Source organism: Nocardioides cavernae, assembly GCF_013410035.1.
Lineage (GTDB): Bacteria > Actinomycetota > Actinomycetes > Propionibacteriales > Nocardioidaceae > Nocardioides > Nocardioides cavernae_A.
This window is the reverse complement of the sequence record NZ_JACCBW010000002.1, coordinates 1,029,864-1,054,067: the sequence shown is the minus strand read 5'-3', so window position 1 is coordinate 1,054,067 and position 24,204 is coordinate 1,029,864. Positions and strand designations below refer to the sequence as shown.

The 24,204-nt window shown below is 73.6% G+C and carries 22 protein-coding genes; 19 read left to right on the top strand and 3 right to left on the bottom strand.

Translation table 11 applies throughout. The features are described from left to right. Positions 1-36: 36 nt before the first annotated feature. The 7 genes from F4692_RS12545 (at position 37) to F4692_RS12515 (ending at position 7,796) form a co-directional block, all read left to right on the top strand. Positions 37-693: a hypothetical protein gene (locus F4692_RS12545; RefSeq protein ID WP_179619955.1), complete on the top strand. Its 657-nt coding sequence runs from the start codon at positions 37-39 to the stop codon at positions 691-693. A 122-nt stretch (positions 694-815) separates the two neighbouring features. Next, positions 816-2,105 (top strand): MFS transporter, encoded by a 1,290-nt coding sequence (locus F4692_RS12540; protein ID WP_179619954.1) that lies wholly within the window; start codon positions 816-818, stop codon positions 2,103-2,105. After that, on the top strand, positions 2,102-3,514 hold the full coding sequence (locus F4692_RS12535; RefSeq protein WP_179619953.1) for an FAD-binding oxidoreductase: 1,413 nt from the start codon (positions 2,102-2,104) through the stop codon (positions 3,512-3,514). The genes F4692_RS12540 and F4692_RS12535 overlap by 4 nt, the downstream gene beginning before the upstream one ends. A 35-nt stretch (positions 3,515-3,549) precedes the next feature. Beyond that, positions 3,550-5,226, top strand: coding sequence for a helix-turn-helix domain-containing protein (locus F4692_RS12530; protein ID WP_179619952.1), 1,677 nt, complete (start codon positions 3,550-3,552; stop codon positions 5,224-5,226). Positions 5,227-5,290: 64 nt separating this feature from the next. Next, positions 5,291-6,112 carry an alpha/beta fold hydrolase gene (locus F4692_RS12525; protein WP_179619951.1) on the top strand — a complete coding sequence of 274 codons (822 nt, stop codon included), beginning with the start codon at positions 5,291-5,293 and terminating at the stop codon, positions 6,110-6,112. Then, positions 6,109-6,846, top strand: a complete 738-nt coding sequence (locus tag F4692_RS12520; RefSeq protein WP_179619950.1) for an alpha/beta fold hydrolase — start codon at positions 6,109-6,111, stop codon at positions 6,844-6,846. The genes F4692_RS12525 and F4692_RS12520 overlap by 4 nt, the downstream gene beginning before the upstream one ends. Before the next feature lie 59 nt (positions 6,847-6,905). After that, entirely contained in the window at positions 6,906-7,796 is an 891-nt protein-coding gene (locus F4692_RS12515) for a DNA-formamidopyrimidine glycosylase family protein (protein WP_179619949.1), read from the top strand. Here F4692_RS12515 and F4692_RS12510 read toward each other — a convergent pair. Continuing rightward, entirely contained in the window at positions 7,732-9,129 is a 1,398-nt protein-coding gene (locus F4692_RS12510) for an NAD(P)H-quinone dehydrogenase (protein ID WP_179619948.1), read from the bottom strand. The genes F4692_RS12515 and F4692_RS12510 overlap by 65 nt on opposite strands. A 118-nt stretch (positions 9,130-9,247) precedes the next feature. Further along, positions 9,248-10,651, bottom strand: coding sequence for a dihydrolipoyl dehydrogenase (lpdA, locus tag F4692_RS12505; RefSeq protein WP_179619947.1), 1,404 nt, complete (start codon positions 10,649-10,651; stop codon positions 9,248-9,250). 105 nt (positions 10,652-10,756) lie between these two features. On the opposite strand from lpdA, the gene F4692_RS21250 reads away from it, so the two are divergent. From F4692_RS21250 to F4692_RS12480, 5 genes are read left to right on the top strand one after another with little or no spacing between them, the layout of a single operon-like run. Next, on the top strand, positions 10,757-11,209 hold the full coding sequence (locus F4692_RS21250) for a gamma-glutamylcyclotransferase family protein (protein WP_179619946.1): 453 nt from the start codon (positions 10,757-10,759) through the stop codon (positions 11,207-11,209). A gap of 31 nt (positions 11,210-11,240) precedes the next feature. Beyond that, positions 11,241-12,065, top strand: a complete 825-nt coding sequence (locus tag F4692_RS12495) for a purine-nucleoside phosphorylase (protein ID WP_179619945.1) — start codon at positions 11,241-11,243, stop codon at positions 12,063-12,065. Between the two features lie 10 nt (positions 12,066-12,075). Next, entirely contained in the window at positions 12,076-12,885 is an 810-nt protein-coding gene (locus F4692_RS12490; RefSeq protein WP_179619944.1) for an NAD-dependent epimerase/dehydratase family protein, read from the top strand. A 33-nt stretch (positions 12,886-12,918) separates the two neighbouring features. Then, a complete protein-coding gene (locus F4692_RS12485) occupies positions 12,919-13,293 on the top strand; it encodes a MerR family transcriptional regulator (protein ID WP_179619943.1) in 375 nt (124 codons plus the stop codon). A gap of 52 nt (positions 13,294-13,345) precedes the next feature. After that, a complete protein-coding gene (locus F4692_RS12480) occupies positions 13,346-14,365 on the top strand; it encodes an aldo/keto reductase (protein WP_179619942.1) in 1,020 nt (339 codons plus the stop codon). Positions 14,366-14,385: 20 nt separating this feature from the next. Here the strand turns inward: F4692_RS12480 and F4692_RS12475 are convergent, their stop codons facing one another. Next, positions 14,386-15,696, bottom strand: a complete 1,311-nt coding sequence (locus F4692_RS12475) for a DUF2252 domain-containing protein (RefSeq protein ID WP_179619941.1) — start codon at positions 15,694-15,696, stop codon at positions 14,386-14,388. A gap of 36 nt (positions 15,697-15,732) precedes the next feature. On the opposite strand from F4692_RS12475, the gene tpx reads away from it, so the two are divergent. From tpx to F4692_RS12440, 7 genes are all read left to right on the top strand, one after another. Continuing rightward, complete coding sequence (gene tpx / locus F4692_RS12470; protein WP_179619940.1) at positions 15,733-16,230, top strand: thiol peroxidase; 498 nt, start codon at positions 15,733-15,735, stop codon at positions 16,228-16,230. A gap of 159 nt (positions 16,231-16,389) precedes the next feature. Then, positions 16,390-17,520 carry a heme/hemin ABC transporter substrate-binding protein gene (locus F4692_RS12465; RefSeq protein ID WP_179619939.1) on the top strand — a complete coding sequence of 377 codons (1,131 nt, stop codon included), beginning with the start codon at positions 16,390-16,392 and terminating at the stop codon, positions 17,518-17,520. Between the two features lie 11 nt (positions 17,521-17,531). Beyond that, the gene (locus F4692_RS12460; protein ID WP_308645284.1) at positions 17,532-18,629 is read left to right on the top strand and encodes a FecCD family ABC transporter permease; all 1,098 of its coding nucleotides are present in this window, start codon (positions 17,532-17,534) and stop codon (positions 18,627-18,629) included. Continuing rightward, the gene (locus F4692_RS12455) at positions 18,626-19,447 is read left to right on the top strand and encodes a heme ABC transporter ATP-binding protein (protein WP_179619937.1); all 822 of its coding nucleotides are present in this window, start codon (positions 18,626-18,628) and stop codon (positions 19,445-19,447) included. Before F4692_RS12460 ends, F4692_RS12455 begins: the two co-directional genes overlap by 4 nt. Beyond that, positions 19,441-20,625 (top strand): hypothetical protein, encoded by a 1,185-nt coding sequence (locus F4692_RS12450; RefSeq protein WP_179619936.1) that lies wholly within the window; start codon positions 19,441-19,443, stop codon positions 20,623-20,625. Before F4692_RS12455 ends, F4692_RS12450 begins: the two co-directional genes overlap by 7 nt. After that, complete coding sequence (locus F4692_RS12445) at positions 20,622-21,992, top strand: hypothetical protein (protein ID WP_179619935.1); 1,371 nt, start codon at positions 20,622-20,624, stop codon at positions 21,990-21,992. The genes F4692_RS12450 and F4692_RS12445 overlap by 4 nt, the downstream gene beginning before the upstream one ends. Next, the gene (locus F4692_RS12440) at positions 21,989-24,202 is read left to right on the top strand and encodes an Ig-like domain-containing protein (RefSeq protein WP_179619934.1); all 2,214 of its coding nucleotides are present in this window, start codon (positions 21,989-21,991) and stop codon (positions 24,200-24,202) included. The genes F4692_RS12445 and F4692_RS12440 overlap by 4 nt, the downstream gene beginning before the upstream one ends. Positions 24,203-24,204 lie beyond the last annotated feature (2 nt).

Here is a 24,204-nt window from a genome sequence, read left to right as displayed (position 1 = left end):
GTCCCGGACCGTGGGATCGGTGACAGACTGCGCGACATGTTCGGGGGACGCAGGCGCAGGCGCGAGCAGGAGCTGGTCGAGAAGGACCGGTGGCGCGTCGCGCGCAAGGTGGTGGACGAGGACGTCACGGTGCTCGGCGAGCAGCTGACCGACCTGCACGTCGACACCCTCGGCGACGACCTCGACCCGGCGGCGCGTGAGCACTACCGGCGCGCGCTGGAGCACTACGAGCAGGCCAAGCACCGGCTCGCCACGAGCGAGACCGCGGACGACGTGGTCGCGATCGAGCAGGTCCTCGCCGACGCCCGCTACCACCGGGCCGCCGTGATCGCGGTCCGCGACGGCGACCCGCTCCCCGAGCGGCGCGAGCCGTGCTTCTTCGACCCGCGGCACGGCCCCGCGATGCGGGACGTGGAGTGGACCCCGCCGGGCGGGGTCGCCCGGGTCATCGGTGTCTGCGCCGCGGACGCCCGTCGGCTGGCCGCCGGTGAGGATCCCCTCGTCCGGATGGTCCGCGTCGGGGACCGGTGGGTGCCGTGGCACCTCTCCAGCGGCATCGACGGCGCGATCGACGCCGGCGTCCAGCTGGCGCGCGGCACCGCCCACGGCGTGCACGGGCAGCAGAACCTCGCCGCCGCCTACCTCAAGCAGACGACCGACGGGGCGAACGGGATCAACGGGCCGTTCGGCTGAGCGTGGAGATCCTCTCCATGGGGAGAGGTCGGTGACGGAGAACACGTCCGTCGCCGGTGGGCGCGGGCGTCCGTAGCGTCGGCGGGAGCGGCGACCAGGCCGCCCCGAGCCAGGAGCACCCGATGGCGCTGTCCGAGATCACCACACCCGCCCCGCCCGTCGCCCCGACCGCGACGCCCGTCCCCGGAGGGCAGCCGCTGCGCCGCATGTCCTTCGGCCTGCTGATGGTCTACGTCGCGATGCTCGCGGTGAACTCGGGCGGCAACGGCATCCTGCTGCCCAACATCGTGGCGGGCATCGACGAGGCGGGGAAGGTCGGCAACCTCGCCTTCGTCACGACGGTGGCCTTCATCGCCAACATCTTCGCCCAGCCGCTCGCCGGCGCCTTCTCCGACGCCACCCGCTCGCGCTTCGGCCGCCGCACCCCCTGGATGGTGGGTGGAGCGCTCCTCACCTCCGGCTTCCTGCTCGGCCTCCCGCTGGCCCAGTCGGTGCTGGCGGTGGCGCTCGTGTGGCTGGTGGTCCAGGTCGGCGTCAACACGCTCCAGGCCGCGGCCACCGCGATCGTCCCCGACCGCTACCCGGCCGCACGCCGGGGAGGCGTCTCGGCGATGATCGGCGTCGGCATCACCATCGGCAACGCCGTGGGCGTCGTCGTGGCCGGAGGCACCGCGACGCAGGGGATGCTCCCCTACGTCGTGCTGTCCGCGCTCGCCGTGGTCGTCGTCGGCGTCTTCGTCGTCGTCAACCGCGACGAGCCCAGCGCCCACCTGCCCCGCGAGCGCACCGGCGCCCGCGAGTTCCTCCGCGGCTTCTGGGTCAGCCCGCGCCAGCACCCCGACTTCGCGTGGGCCTTCGCGTCCCGGTTCCTCATGGTCATCGGCTTCTACGGCGCCCAGACCTACGGCCTCTACATCCTGCGCGACTACATCGGCCTCAGCGACGCTGAGTCCAACTCGTTCGCCGCCACCATGGGCGTCGTCCTCCTGGTGGGCGTGCTGCTGTCCGCGATCGGCAGCGGCTGGCTCTCCGACAAGGTCGGGCGCCGCAAACCCTTCATCGTCTGGTCCTCCGTCGTGATGTCGGTGGCCCTGGCCATCCCGCTCGCCGTCCCCACCACCACCGGCGTGCTGGCGTACGCCTTCCTGCTCGGCCTGGGCTTCGGCGTCTACATCTCGATCGACCTCGCCCTCATGACCGAGGTGCTGCCGGCCCGGCTCCAGGGCGGCAGCAGCGCCGGCCGCGACCTCGCCATCCTCGGCCTCGCGACCACCCTCCCCCAGGCGCTCAGCCCCTCGATCGCCGCCGCGCTGGTCACGCTCACCGGCGGCTACCCGGCCCTGTTCGTCTCCGGCATCGTCTTCGTGATGCTCGGCGCCGCCCTCGTCCGCCCGATCAAGGCCGTGCGATGACCCTGTCCGCCGTACGCCCGCAGTCGGACGCCGCCGACCTCCCCGATGTCGCCGGGCTCGCCGCCCTGCTGCCCGCCGGGACGATCCTCACCGACCCGGCCTCCACCGCGCGCTACAGCCACGACGAGGCCGAGTGGGCGCCCTGGGCGCAGCCCCTGGCCGTGGCCCGGCCGACCTGCTCGGAGGGCGTACGCACCATCGTCCGCTGGTGCCTCGAGCACGGCGTACCGGTGGTCCCCCGTGGCGCCGGGACGGGGCTGTCCGGCGGCGCGAACGCGGTCGCCGGCGGGATCGTCGTCAGCTTCGAGCGGATGGCCGCGGTGCTGCGCATCGACCCCGTCGAGCGGCTCGCCGTCGTCCAGCCCGGGGTCGTCAACGACGACCTCCGCGCCGCGTGCGCCGAGCAGGGCCTCTGGTACCCGCCCGACCCGGCGAGCTCGCCCTGGTCGACGATCGGCGGCAACGTGGCCACCAACGCCGGGGGCGTGTGCTGCGTGAAGTACGGCGTCACGGGCGACTACGTGCTCGCCCTGGAGGTCGTCACCGGCACCGGGGAGCTGGTCCGCGTCGGGCGGGAGACCGCCAAGGGCGTGGCGGGCTACGACCTGGTCTCGCTGCTCGTCGGGTCCGAGGGCACGCTCGGGCTGGTGACCGAGGTGACGGTCAGGCTGCGCCCGGCGCGGGCACCGGAGCAGACCGTGGTCGGCTTCTTCGGCTCCCTCGTCGCCGCGGGCGAGGCGGTCGCCGCCGTCGCCCGCGCCGGGATCGTGCCCTCGGCGCTCGAGCTCCTCGACCAGCACTGCCTCGACGCGGTCAACGCCTGGAAGGACCTGGGCATCGACGCCGACTGCGAGGCGATCCTCCTCGCGCGGGTTGACGCCCCGGGAGCAGCCGGGGCCGCGGAGGCCGACGCCGTGCTGGCGTCGTTCGAGTCGTCGGGCGCGTCGTTCGCCGCCCGGTCCGACGACGAGGCCGAGGCGGACGCGATGTTCGCCGCGCGGCGGCTGGCCTATCCCGCGCTCGAGCGGCTGGGACCCGTGCTGACCGAGGACGTCTGCGTCCCCGTGGGTCGCGTCCCGGAGATGCTCGCGCGCGTCCAGGCGATCGGTGTGCAGCACGACGTGCTCATCGCCAACATCGCCCACGCCGGGGACGGCAACCTGCACCCGCTGATCATCACGCCGGCCGGCGACGAGGCGGCCCGGGTGCGCGCGCAGGCCGCCTTCGACGACATCATCGGCGAGGCCCTCGCCTGCGGCGGGACGGTCACCGGGGAGCACGGGGTCGGGCTCCTCAAGCGCGCCGGGCTCGCAGCCGAGCTCCCGCTCGCGGTGCTCGACATGCACCGGGCGATCCGTCGCGCGCTCGACCCGCACGGCGTGCTCAACCCCGGGAAGGTCGTGGGCTGAGACCGCCCGGGCGTCCCATGCACGAGGATGGGGCGATGGGTCCCCGGCACGACGACGTGCAGTCGCTCGAGGAGCTGCGTCGTCGCGCCGACGAGCTCTCCGTGCTCAACGACCTGGCCCGCCGCCTGGCCGCCCTCCACGACACCCGCGAGGTCCTCGACGAGGTCGCCCGGCAGGCCCGTCGGCTGCTCGGCGCCGACGTCGCCTACATCATGCTCCTGCGCGGGGACCGGCTGCGGATCGAGGTCGTCGACGGCGCCATGGGCTCGGCGATGCGCGGCATCGAGCTCGCGCCCGCCCAGGGGCTGGGCGGCCAGGTGCTCGCGACGGGCCGGCCGCTGTGGAGCGGGGACTACCTGCACGACAGCCGCTTCCGGCGTACGGAGGGGGCGGAGTCCGCGGCCCAGAGCGAGCAGCTGGGCGGGATCCTCGGGGTCCCGCTCGTGGTGGGCGACGACACGCTCGGCGTGCTGCTCGCCGCCGAGCGACGGCCACGTCCCTTCGTGGACCACGACGTCGAGCTGCTCGCCGGCCTGGCGGCCCACGCCGCCCTCGCGCTGCGGACCGCCGACCTCTTCGACCGGGAGCGCGCCGCCGCCGCCGAGCTGCGGCAGGCCAACGCGACCCTGCGCGAGATCAGCGAGAGCCGCCAGCGGGCCAGCGACCTGCGCGACGTCCTCAACGAGGTCGTCATCCGCGGAGGCGGCCTCCCCGAGGTGGTGGCCGCCCTCGATCGCGCTGCCGGGCTGACGGTCGAGGTGCGCGACGCGGACGGGCGCACGCTCGCCGGCGAGCGCGCCACGGACGACGGCCTCGTCGTGCCCGTCGACCTGCCGGACGGACGCGTGGGCGACCTGGTCGCCAGCCCTCCCGACGCGGCCGGCGCGACCGACGAGGACACCCACCGGCTCCTGCGCATCGGCGCCACCACGGTCGCCGTCCTCGTCGCGTCCGAACGCTCCGTCGCCGAGGCCGAGCTGCGCACCCGGGGCGAGCTCGTCCACGCCCTCCTCTCCTCCGACGCCGACGAGGACAGCCTCGTACGCCGCGCCCGCGCCGTCGGCATCGACCTGCGCGCCGTCGCCGCCGTCGCCGTCGTCGAGCCCGAGCCGGTCGGCGTCGCCCACGCGACCGCGTACGCCGCCCGCCTCGCCGCGGACCTCCGCGGCTGGTCCGCGACGCACGCCGGGCGGGTCATCGTCCTCGCGCCCACCGGGGTGGAGGACGCGCGCGAGGCGGCCGCGCGGCTGTCCGCGCGCGAGGCCCCCACGACCGGGCTGGCCGCGGCCGCGGGAGGCCTGGCGGGCGTGCGCGCCGCGCACGAGGAGGCTCGTCAGACCGCCGCCCTCCTGCTCGCGCTGGGCCGGCCCGGGACGTGTGCGGCCGCCGACGACCTCGGGCTCTACCGCTCGCTCTTCAGCGGGTCCGGACGCGAGGAGCTGGCGACCTTCGTCCGGACCACCATCGGCCCCCTGCTCGACCACGACCGGGAGCGGCAGCGCGACCTCGCGACCACGCTCGAGAACTACCTCGAGCACGCCCGGCACCACGCCCGCACCTGCGAGGCGCTCCACATCCACCCCAACACGCTCTACCAGCGCCTCGACCGGGTCACCGAGGTGCTGGGCACGCAGTGGAAGGAGCCGGGACGCGCGCTCGAGCTCCAGGTCGCGCTGCGGCTCCACCGGTTGATGGCGGAGCTCTCCACCTGACGCCCGCCGGTGTGGGGGTTGTCTCCATCCCGTGCGACGGACCGGCGCGGCTACGGTCGGTGGCATGCCGACCTTCACCACGACCGACGACGTGACGCTCGCCTACACCGACGAGGGCGAGGGGCGTCCCGTCGTGCTCGTGCACGGCTTCACGGCGCCGGCCACCGCCTGGGTGCTGACGGTCGACGCGCTGCTCGCCGCCGGCCACCGCGCGATCGCCTTCGACCGCCGCGCGCACGGCGAGTCCGAGACGCCGGCCCACGGCCAGCGGATGGCCCGCCACGGTCGCGACCTCGGTGAGCTGCTCGAGCACCTCGACCTGCACGACGCGGTCGCCGTCGGGGCGTCGATGGGCGGCAACACCCTCTGGGCCTACGTCGACCAGTTCGGACCCTCCCGGCTCGCCGGGGCCGTCGTCGTCGACCAGACCCCCAAGATGCTCAACGACGACACCTGGCCCCACGGCTTCCACGGCTACGACACCTCCAACGCGGCCACCTTCTTCGACCACGGCGTCCCGCAGCTGGACGGCGGCCGCACCGTCGACCGGTCCGGGCCCGCCGTCGCCCGGCTGGCCGAGCGGCTCGGCGGCGCCCCCGCCTTCCGCGACAGCACGGCACCCGAGACGCTCGGGCTGCTGCGTGACCACGCGCTGCAGGACTGGCGCGACGTCGTACGCCGCTTCCCCCGGCCGCTGCTCATGCTCGCGGGGCGCGAGAGCCAGGTCTGGTCGTGCGAGCACGCCGAGGCCGCGGTGGCGGGGTCCGTGACCGGGCGTGCCGTCGTCGTCGAGGACGCCGGCCACGCCATCAGCATCGACCAGCCCGACGTGTTCAACGAGCTGCTCCTCGGGTTCCTGGCCGAGGTCGGGGCAGGCGTGCGGTGAGGCTCGCCACCGAGCAGCACGGCGCGGGCCCCCGTCAGGTCGCCCTCGTCCACGGGCTCGGGTCGTCCGGCGCCCTCTGGCGCGGGCTCACCGAGCGGATCGTCGCGGCGGGAGGCACCACCGTGACCACCGTCGACCTGCGCGGCCACGGCCGCAGCGACCGCTCCGACGACTACGGCCTCCGCGCGTTCGCCGACGACCTCGTCGAGTCGTTGCCCGCCGGGCTGGACCTCGTCGTGGGCCACTCCCTGGGCGGCACGGTGCTCGAGCGCGCGGTCGGCCGCCTCCGGCCGGCGTATGCGCTCTACCTCGACCCCGGCTTCCGGCTCGGCCTCCCGAGCGAGGGCCTGGGCGGGAGGCTCTTCTGGGGCGCGGCTCCGGTGAGCGTGCTCGCCGCCGGGCTCGTGCAGAAGTGGCGCAGCCGCCACCGTCCGAAGCCCTCCGCCGAGGACCTCGTCCTGCGCGAGGCGGCGGCGTCCGGCTTCGCGATGCGGATGAGCGTGGGCGTGTTCCGCGAGGTCGCGCACCACCCGGTCGCGGTGGCCGCGCCGGCCGTCCCGTCCACGGTGCTGCTCTCGGACGACTCGCCCGCCGTGCTGCCCGACGAGATGGCCGTCCGACTGGCTGGCCGCGGCTGGGACGTGCGCCGGCTCCCCGGCATCGGTCACGACTTCTGGCTCGAGGACGCGGACCGGACGTGCGCGGCGGTGCGGGACCTGCTCACCCCCGGCTGACGCCTGCGGGACCCTCTTCCGGGCGGCCCGCTGTCCCACCCACCTGTGACACTGGACGGGTGCCCGAGGGAGACAGCGTCTGGAAGCTCGCGCGGCGGCTCGACCGCCAGCTCGTGGGCCACACGGTCGCGCGCTCCGACTTCCGCACGCCCCGACTGGCCACCCGTGACGTCGCGGGCCGCGAGGTGCTGGGCCACGACACCCACGGCAAGCACCTGCTGACCCGCTTCAGCGCCACGGCCGGGTCGCCCGCCGCCACGCTGCACAGCCACCTCAAGATGGACGGGTCGTGGTCGACGCTCGCCCCCGGCAAGCGGCTGCCGGGCACGCTGCAGCCCCACGTCCGGCTGCTGCTGACGCTCGACGACGACCGGGTGGTGCACGGCATCCGGCTCCACGACCTCGACCTCGTGCCGACCGCCCGCGAGGCCGACCTCGTGGGCCACCTCGGGCCCGACCCGCTGCGGGACGACTGGGACGCCGCGGAGGCCGTGCGCCGCCTGCGCGCCGAGCCGTCGACGCCGCTGGTCAGCGCGCTGCTCGACCAGCGCGCGATGGCCGGGCTCGGCAACCTCTGGGCCAACGAGCTCGCCTTCCTCACCGGCGTCAGTCCGTGGACGCCGATCGGCGAGGTCGACGTCGAGCGGCTCGTGGACCGCGCCGCGACCATGCTGCGCCACTCCGCGACGGTCGACGGCGCCTACCAGGTCACCACCGGCTCGCCGGTCAAGGGCGACGACCACTGGGTGACCGGGAGACAGCGCCAGGGGTGCCGGCGGTGCCGCGGTCCGATCAGCGTGCAGGCCGAGGTGGCCGGCGACGCCGCCAACCGCCGGACGTGGTGGTGCGCGTCGTGCCAGCCCGGCCCCGGGCCGGACGCGCGCCTCAGACCCGGTGCAGGCGTCGCGCGGCCTCGGCGACGGAGCCGCTCATCGACGGGTAGACGGTGAACGCGTTGGCGAGCTGATCGGCCGTCAACGACTCCGCGACCGCGATCGACACCGGGTGGATGAGCTCGGAGGCCCGCGGCCCGACCACCACTCCCCCGACGACGATGCCGGTGCCGGGGCGGCAGAAGAGCTTGACGAAGCCGTCGCGCACGCCCTGCATCTTGGCGCGGGCGTTGCCGGCCAGCGGCAGGGTGACGACCTCGGCCTGCATCTCGCCCGCGTCGACGGACTTCTGCGACCAGCCCACCGTGGCGATCTCGGGCGAGGTGAAGACGTTGGAGGAGACCTTCTTGAGGTCGAGCGGCGCCACGGCGTCCCCGAGGAAGTGCCACATCGCGATCCGGCCCTGCATCGCGGCGACGGAGGCGAGCATCAGCACGCCGGTGCAGTCGCCCGCGGCGTAGACCCCGCGTGCGGAGGTGCGCGACACCCGGTCGACGGTGATGAAGCCGCCGTCGTCGGTGCGCACACCCGCCTCGTCGAGGCCGAGGTCGGCGGTGTTGGGCACCGAGCCGAGGGCCAGGATGCAGTGGCTCCCGGAGACCGTGCGCCCGTCGGTCAGCGTCACCGTGACCGTGTCGCCGTCGCGGGTCACCGACTGCATGCGCGACTGGCCGAGGACGTTCATGCCGCGGCGGGTCAGGACGTCCTCGAGCACGGCGGACGCGTCGGCGTCCTCACCCGGCAGGACCCGGTCGCGGCTGCTGACGAGCGTGACGTCGATGCCGAGCGAGAGGTAGGCGCTGGCGAACTCCGCACCGGTGACGCCCGAGCCGACCACGATGAGCTTCTCCGGCACCTCGGTCAGGTCGTAGACCTGCTCCCAGGTGAGGATCCGCTCGCCGTCGGGCTGGGCGCTGGGGAGCGTACGCGGCGACGCGCCGGTCGCGACGATGATCGCGTCGGCCTCGATGGTCTCCTCGCCGTCGGCGGTCGTCGCCACCACGGTGAGGTCGGGCCCGAGCCGGCCGCGGCCGGTCACGACGCGTACGCCGTCCCGGTCGAGGCGGGCCGCGATGTCGACCGACTGGTCGGCGGCGAGCTGCTTGACGCGGGCGTTGACCCGCGCCAGGTCGACCGCGATCGACGTCGCCGCGTCGCCCTCGTGGTCGCGGAAGTTGACCCCGAGCTCCTGGGCGCCGGTCAGGTCCGCCATCAGCTCCGACGTCGCGATCAGCGTCTTGCTGGGCACGCAGTCGGTGAGGACCGCGGAGCCGCCGACACCGTCGGTGTCGACGACCGTCACCTCGGCGCCGAGCTGGGCGGCCACGTGGGCCGCCTCGTAGCCGCCCGGGCCGCCGCCGATGATGACGATGTGGTTGCTGCTGCTCATGGTCACTTCGATCTTCCTAGGTCTCGATACACCGCGACGCGGCTTCGTTCCTCAGCCGCTGCGGCACTCGACCTCCTCGGGCGCCGCAGCCACCTCGCGAGCTCGGTGCCTGCTGCCCTCAGAGGTTGATCATGTGGCCGGCGATGCCGTGGACGGCCTCCTTGACGGCCTCGCCCAGGGTCGGGTGCGCGAAGACGTTGCGGGCGACCTCGTCGGCGGTGAGGTCCCACTTCTGCGCCAGCGTCAGGACGGGGAGCAGCTCGGTCACGTCGGGGCCGATCATGTGGGCGCCGATGATCTCGTTGTGCTCGGCGTCGGCGACGACCTTGACGAAGCCGACGGCCTCCCCGAGGCCCATGGCCTTGCCGTTGGCGGTGAAGGGGAACGTCGCGGTCTTCACGTCGTAGCCCTTGTCCTTGGCCTGGGCCTCGCTGTAGCCGAACGAGCCGATCTGCGGCATGCAGTAGGTCGCGCGCGGGACGAAGTCGTACTCGACCGGCATCGTCTCGGCGCCGTTGATGGTCTCGGCGGCCACGATGCCCATCGCCTCGGCGACGTGGGCGAGCATCATCTTGCCGGTGCAGTCGCCGATCGCGTAGACGTTGTCGACGTTTGTGCGGCAGTACTCGTCGATCTCGATGGCACCGCGCTCGGTGACGGTGACGCCGACGTTCTCGAGGCCGAAGCCCTTCACGCGGGGGGCGAACCCGAAGGCGGCGAGGAACTTGTCGGCCTCGATCACCTGCTCGTCGCCACCGTCGGCGGGCGCCACCGTGACCTTGACGCCCGAGCCGGTGTCCTCGACGTTCTTCACCGCGGTGGAGGTCATGACCTTCACGCCGAGCTTCTTGTAGTGCTTGAGGAGCTCCTTGGAGATGTCGTGGTCCTCGGTGGGGACCATCCGGTCGAGGAACTCCACGATGGTCACGTCGACGCCGAAGTTGGCCATGACGTAGGCGAACTCGACGCCGATCGCGCCGGAGCCGCCGATGATGATGGAGCCCGGGAGCTCGTCGGTGAGGATCTGCTCCTCGTAGGTGACGACGTTGTCGCTGAGCTCGACGCCGGGCACGAGCCGTACGGTCGCGCCGGTGGCGAGCACCAGGTTGTCGAAGGTGTAGCCGGTGGTCTGGCCGTCCTTGTCCTTCACGTCCATCCCGGTCGGACCGGTGAGGGTGCCCCACCCGTCGATCTCGGTGATCTTGTTCTTCTTCATCAGGTAGTGGACGCCCTTGACGATGCCGGCGGAGACGTCGCGACTGCGCTTGTGCGTCGGGCCGAAGGACATCGAGACGTCGCCCTCGATGCCGAACTTGGCCTTCTCGTGCTGGAGCGTGTGCGCCAGCTCGGCGTTCTTGAGCAGGGCCTTGGACGGGATGCACCCGACGTTGAGGCAGACACCTCCCCAGTACTTCTCCTCCACCACGGCCACCTTCTGGCCGAGCTGGGCTGCGCGGATCGCGGCGACGTAGCCACCGGGGCCGGCGCCGAGGACGAGGGTGTCGAAGTGCGTGTCGGTCACGCCCCCAGCCTAGTTGTCGACCGCACGGGGGGAACACCGAGGCTTGTCCTGAGGAACGCGCCCTGCGCGTGTCTCGAAGGGTCGGGGCTCGATATCGTGTGGACCGTGACGCTCTACGCCGCCTACGGGACGAACCTCGATCCCGCCCGCATGAGCGAGCGCTGCCCGCACTCGATCCTCCAGTCGACGGGCTGGCTGACGGGGTGGCGGCTGACCTTCGGCGGCGAGGAGCACGGCTGGGACGGCGCGCTCTCGACGATCGTCCAGGACCCCTTCGAGCAGGTCTTCGTCGCCGTCTACGACGTGACGCCCGAGGACGAGCGCGCCCTCGACGGCTGGGAGTCCGCCGACAGCGGCCTCTACCGCAAGACCAAGGTGCGCGTGCAGACCATGACCGGTGAGATGGTCGTGTGGGCCTACGTGCTCGACGCGTACGAGGGCGGGCTGCCGTCGGCGTCCTACCTCGGGGTGCTCGCCGACTCCGCGGAGGCCGCCGGGGCGCCGGAGGACTACGTGGGCGCCCTGCGTCGCCGCTCCTGCCGCTCCACCGGGCTCTGAGCCGGGCGCGAGCCGGTCTAGAGTTCGGCGCGTGACCCACGCAGCCGCTGCCACCACGCCCTACGAGAACGCCGCCGAGGCGGCCGCGAGGCTCGCCGAGCTGACCGGCGTCGAGCGCCACGACGTCGCCCTGGTCCTCGGGTCGGGCTGGCTCCCGGCCGTGGACGCCCTCGGCGAGGCCACCGCCGAGATCGACACGACCGACCTGCCCGGCTTCAGCGCCGCCGCGGTCGCCGGTCACAGCGGCAAGATCCGCTCGATCCGCCAGTCGACCGCCTCGGGCGACAAGAACCTCCTGGTCTTCCTCTCGCGCACCCACTTCTACGAGGGCAAGGGCGTCGCCGCGGTCGTCCACCCGATCCGCACCGCCGCCGCTGCGGGCTGCTCGGCCATCGTGCTCACCAACGGGTGCGGCGGGCTCAAGGAGGGCTGGGAGCCCGGCCAGCCGGTCCTGATCTCCGACCACATCAACCTCACCGGCACCAGCCCGATCGTCGGCGCCACCTTCGTCGACCTCACCGACCTCTACAGCCCGCGCCTGCGCGCGATGTGCAAGGAGGTCGACCCCTCGCTCGACGAGGGCGTCTACGTCCAGTTCCCCGGTCCGCACTACGAGACCCCCGCCGAGGTCCGGATGGCCGGGATCATGGGCGGCCACCTGGTCGGGATGAGCACCACGCTCGAGGCGATCGCGGCCCGCGAGGCCGGCATGGAGATCCTCGGCATCAGCCTGGTGACCAACCTCGCCGCGGGCCTGAGCGGCGAGCCGCTCGACCACGCGGAGGTCCTCGAGGCCGGCAAGGCCGCGGCGAGCCGGATGGGCGGCCTGCTCAGCCAGGTCGTCGCGAAGATCTGAGGGCGCCGACATGCGCGTGCTCGTCAGCGGTGCCGCCGGCAGCCTCGGCCGGGTGATCACGGCCGGGCTCGCCGGGCTCGGCCACGACGTGGTCGGCCTCGACCTCGTCCCGGCGCCGGAGGGCACGACGTTCCCGTGGCACGAGGCCGACTGCGCCGACGCCGACGCCGTCGAGGCCGTCGTCGCCGCCCTGACCACCGGTGGCACCCTCGACGCCGTCGTCCACCTCGCGGGCGTCCCCGAGGAGCTCTCGCTGCCCGACGAGCTGACCTCGCACGTCATCACGACCGCCGCCCTGCTCGACGCGATGGTCGCGCACGACGTGCCGCGGCTGGTCTACGCGTCGTCCAACCACGCGGTCGGGCGTACGCCCCGGGCCGACGGCGAGCTCACCGAGCACGCCCTCCCCCGCCCCGACACCTACTACGGCGTCGCCAAGGTCGCGGCCGAGGCACTGATGCGCCTGTTCGTCGACCGTCACGGCATCGACGTCGTCTCCTGCCGCATCGGCTCCTTCCTCGAGGAGCCGACCACCCTGCGCGGGCTGTCGACGTGGCTGTCGCACGCCGACGGGCTGCGCATGGTCGAGGCGGCCCTGACCACCCCCGCCCCCGGGTACGCCGTCCTCTACGGCATCAGCGCCAACACCCGCGCGTGGTGGGACCTCGAGCCCGGGCGGCGCCTGGGCTACGAGCCGCAGGACGACGCGGAGGCGTACGCCGCACGCATCGGGGCCGGCGCCGAGGACGAGGCCGAGGCCGCGTTCGTCGGCGGCCCCTTCGCCACCGCCGAGTTCCACAGGCCGGCCCTGGGTTCTTGACTTGGAGCGCACTCCAAGTCGGAGACTGGTTCGATGACCAGCCTGACGATCGCCGAGGCCGCCGAGAGGACCGGACTCACCGCCCACACCCTGCGCTACTACGAGCGTGACGGCCTGCTGCTGCACGCGGTCGACCGGGCGCCCTCGGGGCACCGTCGCTACACCGACGACGACCTGCGCTGGATCGAGATGGTCACCCGGCTCCGCTCGACGGGCATGCCGATCCGCGACGTGCGCCGCTACGCAGCGCTCGTGCGTGACGGTGACGGCAACGAGGCCGAGCGCCTCGCCCTGCTCCTCGCGCACCGCGAGGTCGTCGAGCGCCAGCTCGCCGAGGTCACCTCCCACCTGCGCGCCATCGACTACAAGATCGCGCTCTACGAGAACACGCTCGACAAGTCGGCCTGAATCGATCCGAGGTCTTGACTTCGAGCGCACTCCAAGGAGTTCGCTGGTGGGCATGACAGACACAGCGACCCCTTCGGTCGGGCAGCGCACGCTCGGCACCACGTCCGCCCTGGCCGTCAGCACCCTCGGCCTCGGCTGCATGGGGATGTCGGAGTTCTACGGCACCCCCGACGAGCAGTCCGGCATCGACACCATCCACCGCGCCCTCGACCTCGGCGTGACCTTCCTCGACACCGCCGACATGTACGGCCCGTTCACCAACGAGCAGCTCGTGGGACGCGCGATCTCCGGTCGCCGCGACGAGGTCCAGCTCGCCACGAAGTTCGGCAACGAGCGCAATCCCGACGGCTCCTGGGTCGGCATCAACGGCTCCCCGGAGTACGTCCGCGCCGCCTGCGACGCGTCGCTGCAGCGCCTCGGCGTCGACCACCTCGACCTCTACTACCAGCACCGCGTCGACAGGTCGGTCCCGATCGAGGAGACCGTCGGCGCGATGAAGGAGCTCGTGGACGCCGGCAAGGTGCGGCACCTCGGTCTCTCCGAGGCCGGCGCCGACACCATCCGCCGAGCCCACGCGGTCCACCCGATCACCGCCCTGCAGAGCGAGTACTCACTGTTCACGCGCGACCTCGACGACGAGGTCGTGCCGGTCCTGCGCGAGCTGGGCATCGGGCTCGTGCCCTACTCGCCACTGGGCCGCGGCATCCTCACCGGTGCGGTGACCCGCGACTCGCTCGAGGCGGGCGACTCCCGCGCCGCCGGCCGGTTCCCCCGCTTCGAGGGCGAGGCGCTCGACGCCAACCTCGCGCTCGTCGAGAAGGTCAAGGAGCTCGCCGCGGACAAGGGCTGCACACCCGGACAGCTCGCGCTCGCGTGGGTGCTCGCGCAGGCCGACGACTCCCTCGGCGTCGTGCCGATCCCCGGCACCAAGCGCGTCACGTACCTCGAGGAGAACGTCGGCGCCGTCGGGGTCGAGCTCTCCGCCGACGACCTCGCCGCGCTCGAGCAGGCCGTGCCGCGCGACGCCGTGGCCGGCGACCGCTACGGGGACATGTCCACGATCGACAGCTGAGCCGCAGCCGTCCGCGAGGGTCAGGTGGCGGCGATCCCCACCCGGCCCTCGCGGAAGGCGTCGACGAACAGCGCGTGGTCCTCGCGGACGCGTGCGGCGTACGCGATACCCCAGTCGCACAGCCAGCTGACGAGATCGTTACGTCGTCCCTCGAGCGAGCGGGCGATCGCCTCCTCGACCTGGAAGTCGACGAGGTCCTGCTGGCTGTCCTCGTCCGACGCGCAGTGGATCTTCGCCGTGGCGCGGCCGAGCAGCTCCACCACCGACCGCATGTCCGCGGGCTCGTTGATCTCCGACCAGTCCAGGTCGACCTCGTAGGGCGACACCTCGGAGACGACGTACCCCACACCGCCGATCTCGGTGTGCCCGAGCAGCGGGTCGGTGTGCACCTGCAGCGCGCGTTGGCTGACCACGGTCCGGTGGCCCTCGTGCTCGAAGTAGCCGTCGACCTCGGTGGTGTCGACGAACCGGCTCAGGGCGGGGACGTTCGCCTGCTTCATGCTGAGGACGACGTCGTTGTCGAGGGCCTGGCTGTAGCCCTCGACCAGCACGTTGTACGCCGGCAGGCCCGCGCTGCCGATGCCGAAGCCGGACTTGCCGACCACGTCGCGCAGCTCGTAGAAGAGCGTGCGGTCGAAGCGCTTGGAGTCGGGGATGGTGTCGAGGTAGGCGCGGAACGCTGCGACGACCTCCTTCCGCTCGTCGCGCTTGAGCCGGCGGGTGCTGCCGTCCTCGGCGAACCGGCGACCCCCGTCCTTCATGTACGTCATCGAGTCCAGCAGGTCGGCCCGCCGCATCGTCCTGGCCGCGACCAGCGCGGTCAGGACGGGGCCGTCGGCGGTGTCGAGGCGGATCTCGAAGTCGTCGTCGGTGTCGGAGGCGACGTAGTGGCTGACCTGCGCGAGGTAGGAGCGGGCGTACCGGCCGATCAGCTTGCGGATCGCGTCCTCCGGCAGCGCCTTCTGCCACCCGACCAGGGCCAGGCTGGCGGCGAAGCGCTGCAGGTCCCACGTGTAGTGCCCGACGTAGGCCTCGTCGAAGTCGTTGATGTCGAAGACCAGCCGGCCGTCGGAGTTGAGGTAGGTGCCGAAGTTCTCCACGTGGAGGTCGCCGTGGATCCAGATCCGCTCGGCGCCGTGGGCCGCCCACTCGTCGGTCTCCTGGGTGACGTCGTGGAAGAACAGGCACGCGGTGCCCCGGTAGAACGCGTGGGGGTCGCGCGCCATCTTGCGGTACTTCGCCCGGAACGCCGCGGGATCCGCCCGCATCAGCGGGGCGAAGGCGTCGCGCAGCACCTCGATGATGACGGTCGTCCGGTCTGGGGTGGCCATGACGTGCACTCTAGGCAGCGCCGCTAGGTTGAGCCCATGGCAACCACCCAACTCGGTCCCAACACCGTCAGCACCGTGGGCGAGCTCCCCGCGGTCGGCTCCCAGGCTCCCGGCTTCGAGCTGGTCGACCTCGCGTTCGGCGCACTCACCGACGCCGACGTCGCCGGCAAGCGCGTGGTGCTCAACATCTTCCCGAGCATCGACACCGGCGTGTGCCAGGCGAGCGTGCGGAAGTTCAACGAGCTCGCCGCCGGCCTCGACAACACGGCCGTCGTCAACGTGTCGGTCGACCTGCCCCTCGCGCAGGCGCGCTTCTGCGGCGCCGAGGGCATCGAGGACGTCCTGGTCGGCTCGGCGTTCCGCTCCTCCTTCGGCGAGGACTACGGCGTCGCGATGGCCGACGGCGGCTGGCAGGGCCTGCTCGCCCGCGCGGTCGTCGTCCTCGACGCGGACCGCACCGTGCTGCACACCCAGCTCACCGACACGATCGGCGAGGAGCCCGACTACGACGCAGCGGTGGCGGCCCTGGGCTGACCCACCGCGCACCCGGCGAGCGGCCGCGGATCCCCCAGGGGGTCCGCGGCCGTTCGCGTGCCCGGACCGCGGACCGGGCCAGGACGTGGACCGGGTCGCGCGTTCGGGACGAGTTAGGTTAGGCTTGGCTTAGTTAGGTAAGCCTCACCAAAGGTCGTCATGAACCTCTCCTCCCTCGCCCGAGGCGGTCGCCGTCGTCGCACGACGACGGTCGCCGTGCTGGCGGCGACCGTGCCCGCCGCGCTGCTGCTCGGGGCGTGCTCCCCCGTCGCCACGCCGTCCTCGTCGGCTCCGTCCACCACCGGCGCGGTCCCCCACGTCTCGGAGGTCGACCCTCTGGCCGATCCCCGCTCGTGGACGGGCCTGGTCGACATCTCGCTGCCCGGGATCGAGGTCGCCCCCGTCCACGACCCGACGCCCGACCTCCCCGTCACCGTGACCGACGCCCAGGGAACCCGGGTCACGGTCGAGGACGCCTCGCGCATCCTGGCCCTCGACATCTACGGCACGCTGTCCCAGACCGTCTTCGAGCTCGGCCTGGGCGACCGCGTCGTGGGCCGCGACACCTCGTCGCAGTTCGACGAGATCGCGGACCGGCCGCTCGTGACGAGCAACGGCCACGAGCTCAACGCCGAGGCGATCCTCGCCCTCGACCCCACCGTGGTGCTGACCGACACCTCCCTCGGCCCGTGGGACGTCGTCCTGCAGCTGCGCGACGCGGGCATCCCCGTGGTCGTCACCGACTCGCACCGCGGCCTCGACAACCTCGCATCGCTCACCGGCCAGGTCGCCGACGCGCTGGGGGTGCCCGCCGAGGGCGAGGAGCTCGGCGAGCGGATCACCTCGGAGGCGGAGGAGATGGAGGAGCAGATCGCCGCCGTCGTCCCGAAGGACCCCAACGCGCGGCTGCGCACGGTGTTCCTCTACGTACGTGGCAGCTCGGGCGTCTACTACATGTTCGGCCAGGAGTCCGGCGCCGACTCCCTCATCGAGGCTGTCGGCGGCTACGACGTGAGCGCCGAGATCGGCTGGAAGGGCATGCGGCCCCTCACCGACGAAGGCCTGGTCTCCGCGCAGCCGGACGTCGTGCTCATGATGAGCAAGGGGCTCGAGTCCGTGGGGGGCGTCGAGGGCCTGCTCGACCGGTTCCCCGCGCTGGCCCAGACCCCGGCAGGAGAGAACGAGCGGGTCGTCGCCATGGACGACGACCAGGTCCTCAGCTACGGCCCGCGGACCGCTGACGTGCTGAACGCCCTGGCTGTCGCGCTCTACGCCCCGGACTCCCTGTGACGACGCCCGTCGTGCCGCGGCCCGCCCCCGCTGCCCTCCAGCCTGCTGCTGCCCCGCGCCGCGGGCGTACGGCTCGCCCGCTCCGTCTCACCGCGTTCTTCACGCTGCTGAGCGGCGCCCTCGTCGTCGCCCTCGTCCTCTCCGCGGGCTCGGGCCAGCTGCCCGTGCCGGCCGACGAGGTCGCGGGCTCGCTCCTGCACCGGCTCGGCATCGACTGGCTCCCGCTGCCGGCCCACCCGCGCGGCGACGACACCCTGTGGAGCGTCCGCTTCCCGCGGGTGGCGATGGCCGCGCTCGTCGGAGCGGCCCTGGCGGTCGCCGGCGCCCTGATGCAGGGCATCTTCGGCAACCCGCTGGCAGAGCCCAGCATCGTGGGGGTCTCCTCCGGCGCCGCGGTCGCGGCCGCGGCGGTCATCGTCTTCGGGCTCACCTTCGCCGGCGACTGGACGGTGGCCGTCGCCGCGTTCGCGGGCGGCCTGCTGACCACCCTGCTCGTCTACGCCCTCGCGCGCGCCGGCGGACGCACCGAGGTCGTCACGCTGGTCCTCACCGGCATCGCCGTGAACGCGGTCGCGGGAGCGCTCCTCGCCCTGCTGATGTTCCTCGGCGACACCCAGGCGCGCGAGCAGATCGTCTTCTGGCAGCTCGGCAGCCTCAACGGGAGCCGATGGCCCTACGTCGCGGTCGTCGCGCCGTTCGCGCTCGTGGGGATCGTGCTCGCCCTGCTGAGTGCCCGCAGCCTCGACCTGCTCGCCCTCGGCGAGCGACCGGCGCGCCACCTGGGCGTCCACGTCGAGCGGCTGCGGATCGGCCTGATCGTGGTCGTCGCGCTGCTGACCGCCGCCGCCGTGTCGTTCTGCGGCATCGTGGCGTTCGTCGGCCTGGTGGTCCCGCACCTCGTCCGGATGGTGACCGGCCCCGGTCACCGGCTGGTGCTCCCCGGCTGCCTGCTCGCCGGGAGCCTCGTGCTCGTCGTCGCCGACCTCGCCGCACGCACCCTCGTGGCCTACTCCGACCTGCCGCTCGGGATGCTCACCTCGCTCGTGGGGGGCCCGTTCTTCTTCTGGCTGCTCTGGCGCACCCGTCGCACGTCGGGTGGCTGGGCATGAACCCGATCGAGGCACGCGGCCTCTCCGTGTCCTTCGGCTCTGCGCGCGTGCTCGACGGGGTCGACCTCGACGTCCGCGCCGGGGAGGTGGTGGCCCTCGTCGGCCCCAACGGCACCGGCAAGTCCACCCTGCTCGCCGTCGTCGCCGGCGACCTCGAGCCCGACTCCGGCCGCGTGAGCGTGCAGGGCCGTCCCGTCCGGGAGTGGCGGCTGCAGGCCCTCGCGCGGGAGCGCGCCGTCCTCACCCAGGAGCAGCGGCTCTCGTTCCCCTTCCCGGTCCGCGACGTGGTCGCGATGGGTCGCGCCCCGTGGCGGGGTCTGCCCGAGGAGGACCTCGACGACCTCGAGGTCGCCGCGGCGATGGCGACGACCGAGGTCGCGCACCTGGCCGGGCGCGCCTTCGGGTCCCTGTCCGGCGGCGAGAAGGGGCGTGCGTCCTTCGCCCGCGTCCTCGCCCAGCAGACGGGGGTCCTCCTGCTCGACGAGCCGACCGCCGCGCTCGACATCGGTCACCAGGAGACGCTGCTCGCCACCGCCCGCTCCCGCGCCGACGCCGGCGCAGCCGTCCTGGTCGTGCTCCACGACCTCACCCTGGCCGCCGTCCACGCCGACCGCATGGTCCTGCTCGAGGAGGGGCGGGTCGCCGCCGCGGGCGCCCCCGACGAGGTCCTCGAGGCCGCCCTGCTCACCCGCGTCTACCGACACCCGGTCGAGGTCGTCACCCACCCCCGCACCGGCGACCCGATCGTCCTCGCCGACCGGAGCGGCGCCGCCGCCGCACCCGTCACGACCGCACGCCACCAGGAGGACCGGTGCTGACCCGCACCCGCCCGGCCCGGCCGGCCCGGCCGGCCGCCATCGTCGCCGCCTGTGCTCTCGCCCTCGCGGCACCGTTGACCGTCGCCGTCCCTGCGGGCGCCGCCGCGCGCGTCGCGGTCAGCAACGACCGCGGCATCGCCGTCGCCGACAGCGCGAGCACGACCTCCCTCACCGTCCGCGGGTCCGGCTTCCAGTCCGTGAAGGGCGGCTTCGGCGGCGTCTACGTCGCCTTCGGCTGGGTGCGCGACCCCGCCGGCGGCGGCTGGCGTCCGTCCGCGGGCGGGGTGACCGGGCGCGACTACCGCTACGTGCCCGACTCCGAGAGCGAGGACAACGCCGGCTACCTGCGCTTCGTCTCGTTCCCCGGCGGCTCGACCGCGGGCGAGGCCCAGGCCGTCATGTCGGACGACGGATCGTTCTCGGTGCCGCTGACGGTGCCCGGCCCGACGTTCGAGGCGGTCGACCGCGACGGCAACGCCGTGCAGGTCGACTGCCGCTCGGTGACCTGCGGCGTGATCACGTTCGGCGCGCACGGCGTCAAGAACGCCCGCAACGAGACCTTCACCCCGGTGCGGTTCGCCGAGCCCGCAGGCGCACCGAGCACACCCGCGCCCCAGGACGACGACGCCGTCACGCCGTCGGCGGAGACCACCTCGACACCCGCGCCGAGCGCCCGGGACGGCGCCGGCGCCGGAACGGACGCTCGTCGGACGACCGCGGCCCGCGGCCGCCCGCGGGTCCTGACCGAACGGCAGACCGCCCGCGCCGGCCAGGCCCTGGCCTTCACGGGCCGCGGGTTCGAGCCCGGCGAGCAGGTGCTGGCCCTCCTCGACGACGGCGTGGTCGCCCTGGGCCCGCTGGTCGCCGGTGCCGCGGGCGACGTCGCCGGCGTGATGGCGCTGCCGGTCGACCTCCGGGTCGGGACCCACCAGCTCCGTCTCGTCGGCGCCGCGTCGGGTGCCCGACCGGCCGAGCGGTTCCCGGTGCGCGCCGCGACCATCACCACGACCGACGCAGCAGCCCCCGACACCGAGCCCGCGGCCGCGCCCGCCGGGCGTGGCGTCGCCGCCGCCTTCGTGGCGGTCGCGGCGATCGCGCTGCTCGCCTCGCTCGTCCTGCTCGTCGTGCGCCTGCGCCGACGGGTCCGCCGCCCGGCCGTACAAGAGGCCGTCGCATGAGGTTCCGTCCACGGACCACCACCGGCTCGCGTCGCGGTCGCCACACCGTCGGCGCGGTGGCGGCCACGGCGGCGATGATCGTCGCCGCCGTGGCCCCGTTCTCGCTCTCCGCCGGGCCTGCGCGGGGGGCGGGCCCGTCGGGGAGCGACCCCTTCACCGTGACCGGCGCGCAGCTGCGCTGGGGTGTCAACAACGAGTCCAACAACCGTGCGTTCGCGCCCGGTACCCACAACTTCTTCTCCGCGGGCATCGTCCCCGACCCCGGCAGGGGCGGCACCACGCTGCCGCAGTCGAGCTGGCGGGCGAGCGAGGGCGACGTCCGGATCGAGAAGCAGCAGGCGGACGGGGCGTACGCCCTCGCCACCTGGGACGGCCTGACCACGACCCCGCAGGGCGCGACGATCACCAGCCCGGCGAGCGGTCAGTTCAGCAACCACCAGGTGGTCCTCGGCGCCGGGTCGGGCACCGTCGACCCGGCGACCGGCTTCGCCACGATCGCCTGGAAGGGCTCCTTCACCGTCCTCTTCTACTCGGGGATGAGCTTCTTCACCGTCACCGACCCGACGCTCACCGTCACGCCCGAGCGCGCCCAGCTCACGGCCACGGCCGGCGGCTTCGCCTCCGACATGGAGGACCAGGCGCAGTGGAGCGCGCTGCCGCCCACCCCGGTGGTGCTCGCCGACCTGCCGCGGGCCGAGGTCGACCTCACCGCGGCTGACGGCTTCGCCAGCACACCGGCATACCTCGGAGTCGACTGGCAGGTGCCGGCAGACGAGTCCGCGCAGGTCGGCGGGCAGTGGAAGGGCGCCTTCCCCAGCAGCTTCCTCGACTTCCTGGCCACTGCCGGCACGGCCGGGTACTGGTACTCCACGGGCGGATCGACCGACGCGTACAAGCCCGCGCTGCCGCTCACGGTGAGCTGGGCCGGCGCGCCGGTCGTGGCGCCGTCCCCCAGTCCCACGGCGACCCCGACGAAGCCGACCCGGACGCCGACGAAGAACGCCACCCCGAAGCCGACGGAGGCCCCGACCGCGGCCCCCTCGCGCCCTCCCAGCCCGACAGCCGCACCGACCGCGAGCACGACGCGGCCTCTGGCGCCGGCGCCGCCCGGCACCCCGTCGTCGGTCGACGCCGCCACCGCCCCGGACACCGGCGTGCTCGCGGGCGGTTCCGCGACGAGCCCCCTGGCCGTCCAGCCCGTGCTGGTCCAGGCCGCCACCAGTCCCCCCACGTCGGCCGCGCCCGCGGCCGACGACACCGAGTCCCACGTCCTGTGGCTGCTCGGCTGCGTGCTGCTGCTCGGAGCGCTCGCGACCACCCTGATCAGCACCTCCCTGGTCAGCAAACCCGTGGAAGGAACGAAATGAAGCACGCGCACAGCGGCGTACGCCGCTCCGTGGGCAGCATCGCCACCCTGGCCCTCCTGGCCGGAGGGGCGGCGGTCGTCGCCGCCGCTCCGGCCCAGGCCGCCACCACCGCAATCACCGGTGCGGAGCTGCGCTGGGAGATCAACAAGGAGTCCGTGTCCGGCGCCTACGCGCCCGGCACCTGGAACCTGTTCTCCGCCGGCAGGCTCGGCAACCCCGGCGCCGGCGGCCAGACCCTCGTCAGCGGCAGCGAGGGAGCCACATGGAGCAACGGCGCGACAGCGGGCTGGAGGAACACCGAGGGCAACGTCACCGTGCTCGACAAGCAGGCCGACGGCACCTACGCCCCCACCACCTGGCTGGGCGCGCGGCAGAACGCGGCGGGCCAGAGCTCCAACACCTCCGGCACCACCTCCGAGAACCTGCTCTCGCTCAGGAACGGCACCGGCACGGTCGACCCCGTCACCGACACCGGCACGCTCTCGTGGGACGGGGACTTCACGGTCGTCTACTACTCCGGGATGTCGTTCTTCTACGTGTCCGACCCCACGCTCACGGTGACGAACGGCACCGCACGGCTGACGGCCACGCTCAGCGGCTACGGCTCCGACCAGGCCGACCCGACCGCGTGGACCGCACTGCCCGCGACCGAGGTCACGCTGGGCGACGTCAGCGGCGTGGACCTCACCGCCACCGGCCTGACCGCCACCCCGGCCTACCTCGGCGTCACCGTGACGCCGCCCGCCGACAACGTGCCGCAGGTGACCAGCAACCCGGCGACGGCAGGGTCCTTCCCCCAGTCGTTCGTCGACTTCCAGGGCGGCGTGGGCACCGCGTCGTACTGGTACTCCAGCGGCGGCGGCGCGGACGCCCGCAAGGTGACCACCCCGCTCCACGTGTCGTGGAGCGTGGGCAGCCAGCCGGCGGTGACGGTCTCCGACACCACCCTCCTCCCGAGCGGCGCCCAGCAGGTCACGGTCGAGGGCACGGGCTTCGACCCGGCCCTCGCCACCGGCGCCCGGCCCCCGCTCGCCGGCCAGGCCGCGGGCGCCTACATCGCCTTCGGCCGCTACGCCGACGTCTGGCGCCCCTCCGCCGGCGCCCCCGCCGGCGCGCGCGTCAACGCCGGCGGCACGGGCCTCAGGTGGGCCGTGCCCGCGGCCAGCATGGCGACCGTCGGCGGCGCCGCCGCCGGGGCCGTCGAGCTCCGGCCGGACGGCTCCTTCAGCGCGACCCTGACGATCGACAAGGCCGTCCTGGACGCCAAGGCGAGCGCCGGCAACTACGGCATCTACACCTACCCGGGCTCGGGCGCGACCCAGTCGGCCTACGAGACCTTCACCCCGCTCACCTTCGCCAAGGCCGTGCCGGAGGTCGACGTGACCGCCGGCACCGCCACCTACGGCGCCGACGTGCCCGTGACCGTCACCGTGGCGGGCGACTCCGACGCCACCGGCGAGGTCGAGCTGCGCGACGGTGCCACCGTGGTGGGCACGGCGGACCTCGAGGACGGCTCCGCCGGGTTCCTCCTCGCCAGGCCCGGAGCGGGCGTGCACGCGCTGACCGCGACGTACGCCGGCGACGCCAACACCGAGCCCGCCGAGGGCACCGGGACCGCCACCGTCAGCAAGGCCGTCCCGACCGTCTCCGTCGCCGCCAGCGGGGGCCAGGCGGGTGCGCCCGTCGGCGTGAGCGTCACCGTCCCCGCCGGCGCGAGCGGTGCGGTCGTCCTCAAGGAGGGCGCCACGACCCTCGGCACCGCCGCCACGTCAGCCGGCCGGGCCACCTTCACCCTGACGGGCCTGGCGCCCGGCGACCACGCGCTCGTGGCGTCGTACGCCGGTGACGCGAACCACCACGCCGCCTCCGGCCTCGCCCGCATCGCCGTCACGGCCGCGCAGCCCGCGCCCGGCTCGGCAGACACGCCCGTCAAGGGCATCGCGAAGGTCACCTGGGCCACCAGGCCGACGGCGGGCAAGCGCGGCACCGCGGTCGTGGAGGTGAGCGATCTCGCCACGGGCAGGGCCACGGTCGTCCTGCGCACGGCGAAGGGGAAGAAGGTGGAGTCCCGCACCGTCCGCATCAAGGACGGCACGGTCCGCGCCCGGCTGCCCAGGCTCGCCACCGGGAAGTACGCCCTCGTGGTGAAGGTCCCCGGCAACGACGCCGTCCGCAAGGTGAAGGTCACCCGCACCTTCCGAGTGAAGTGAGG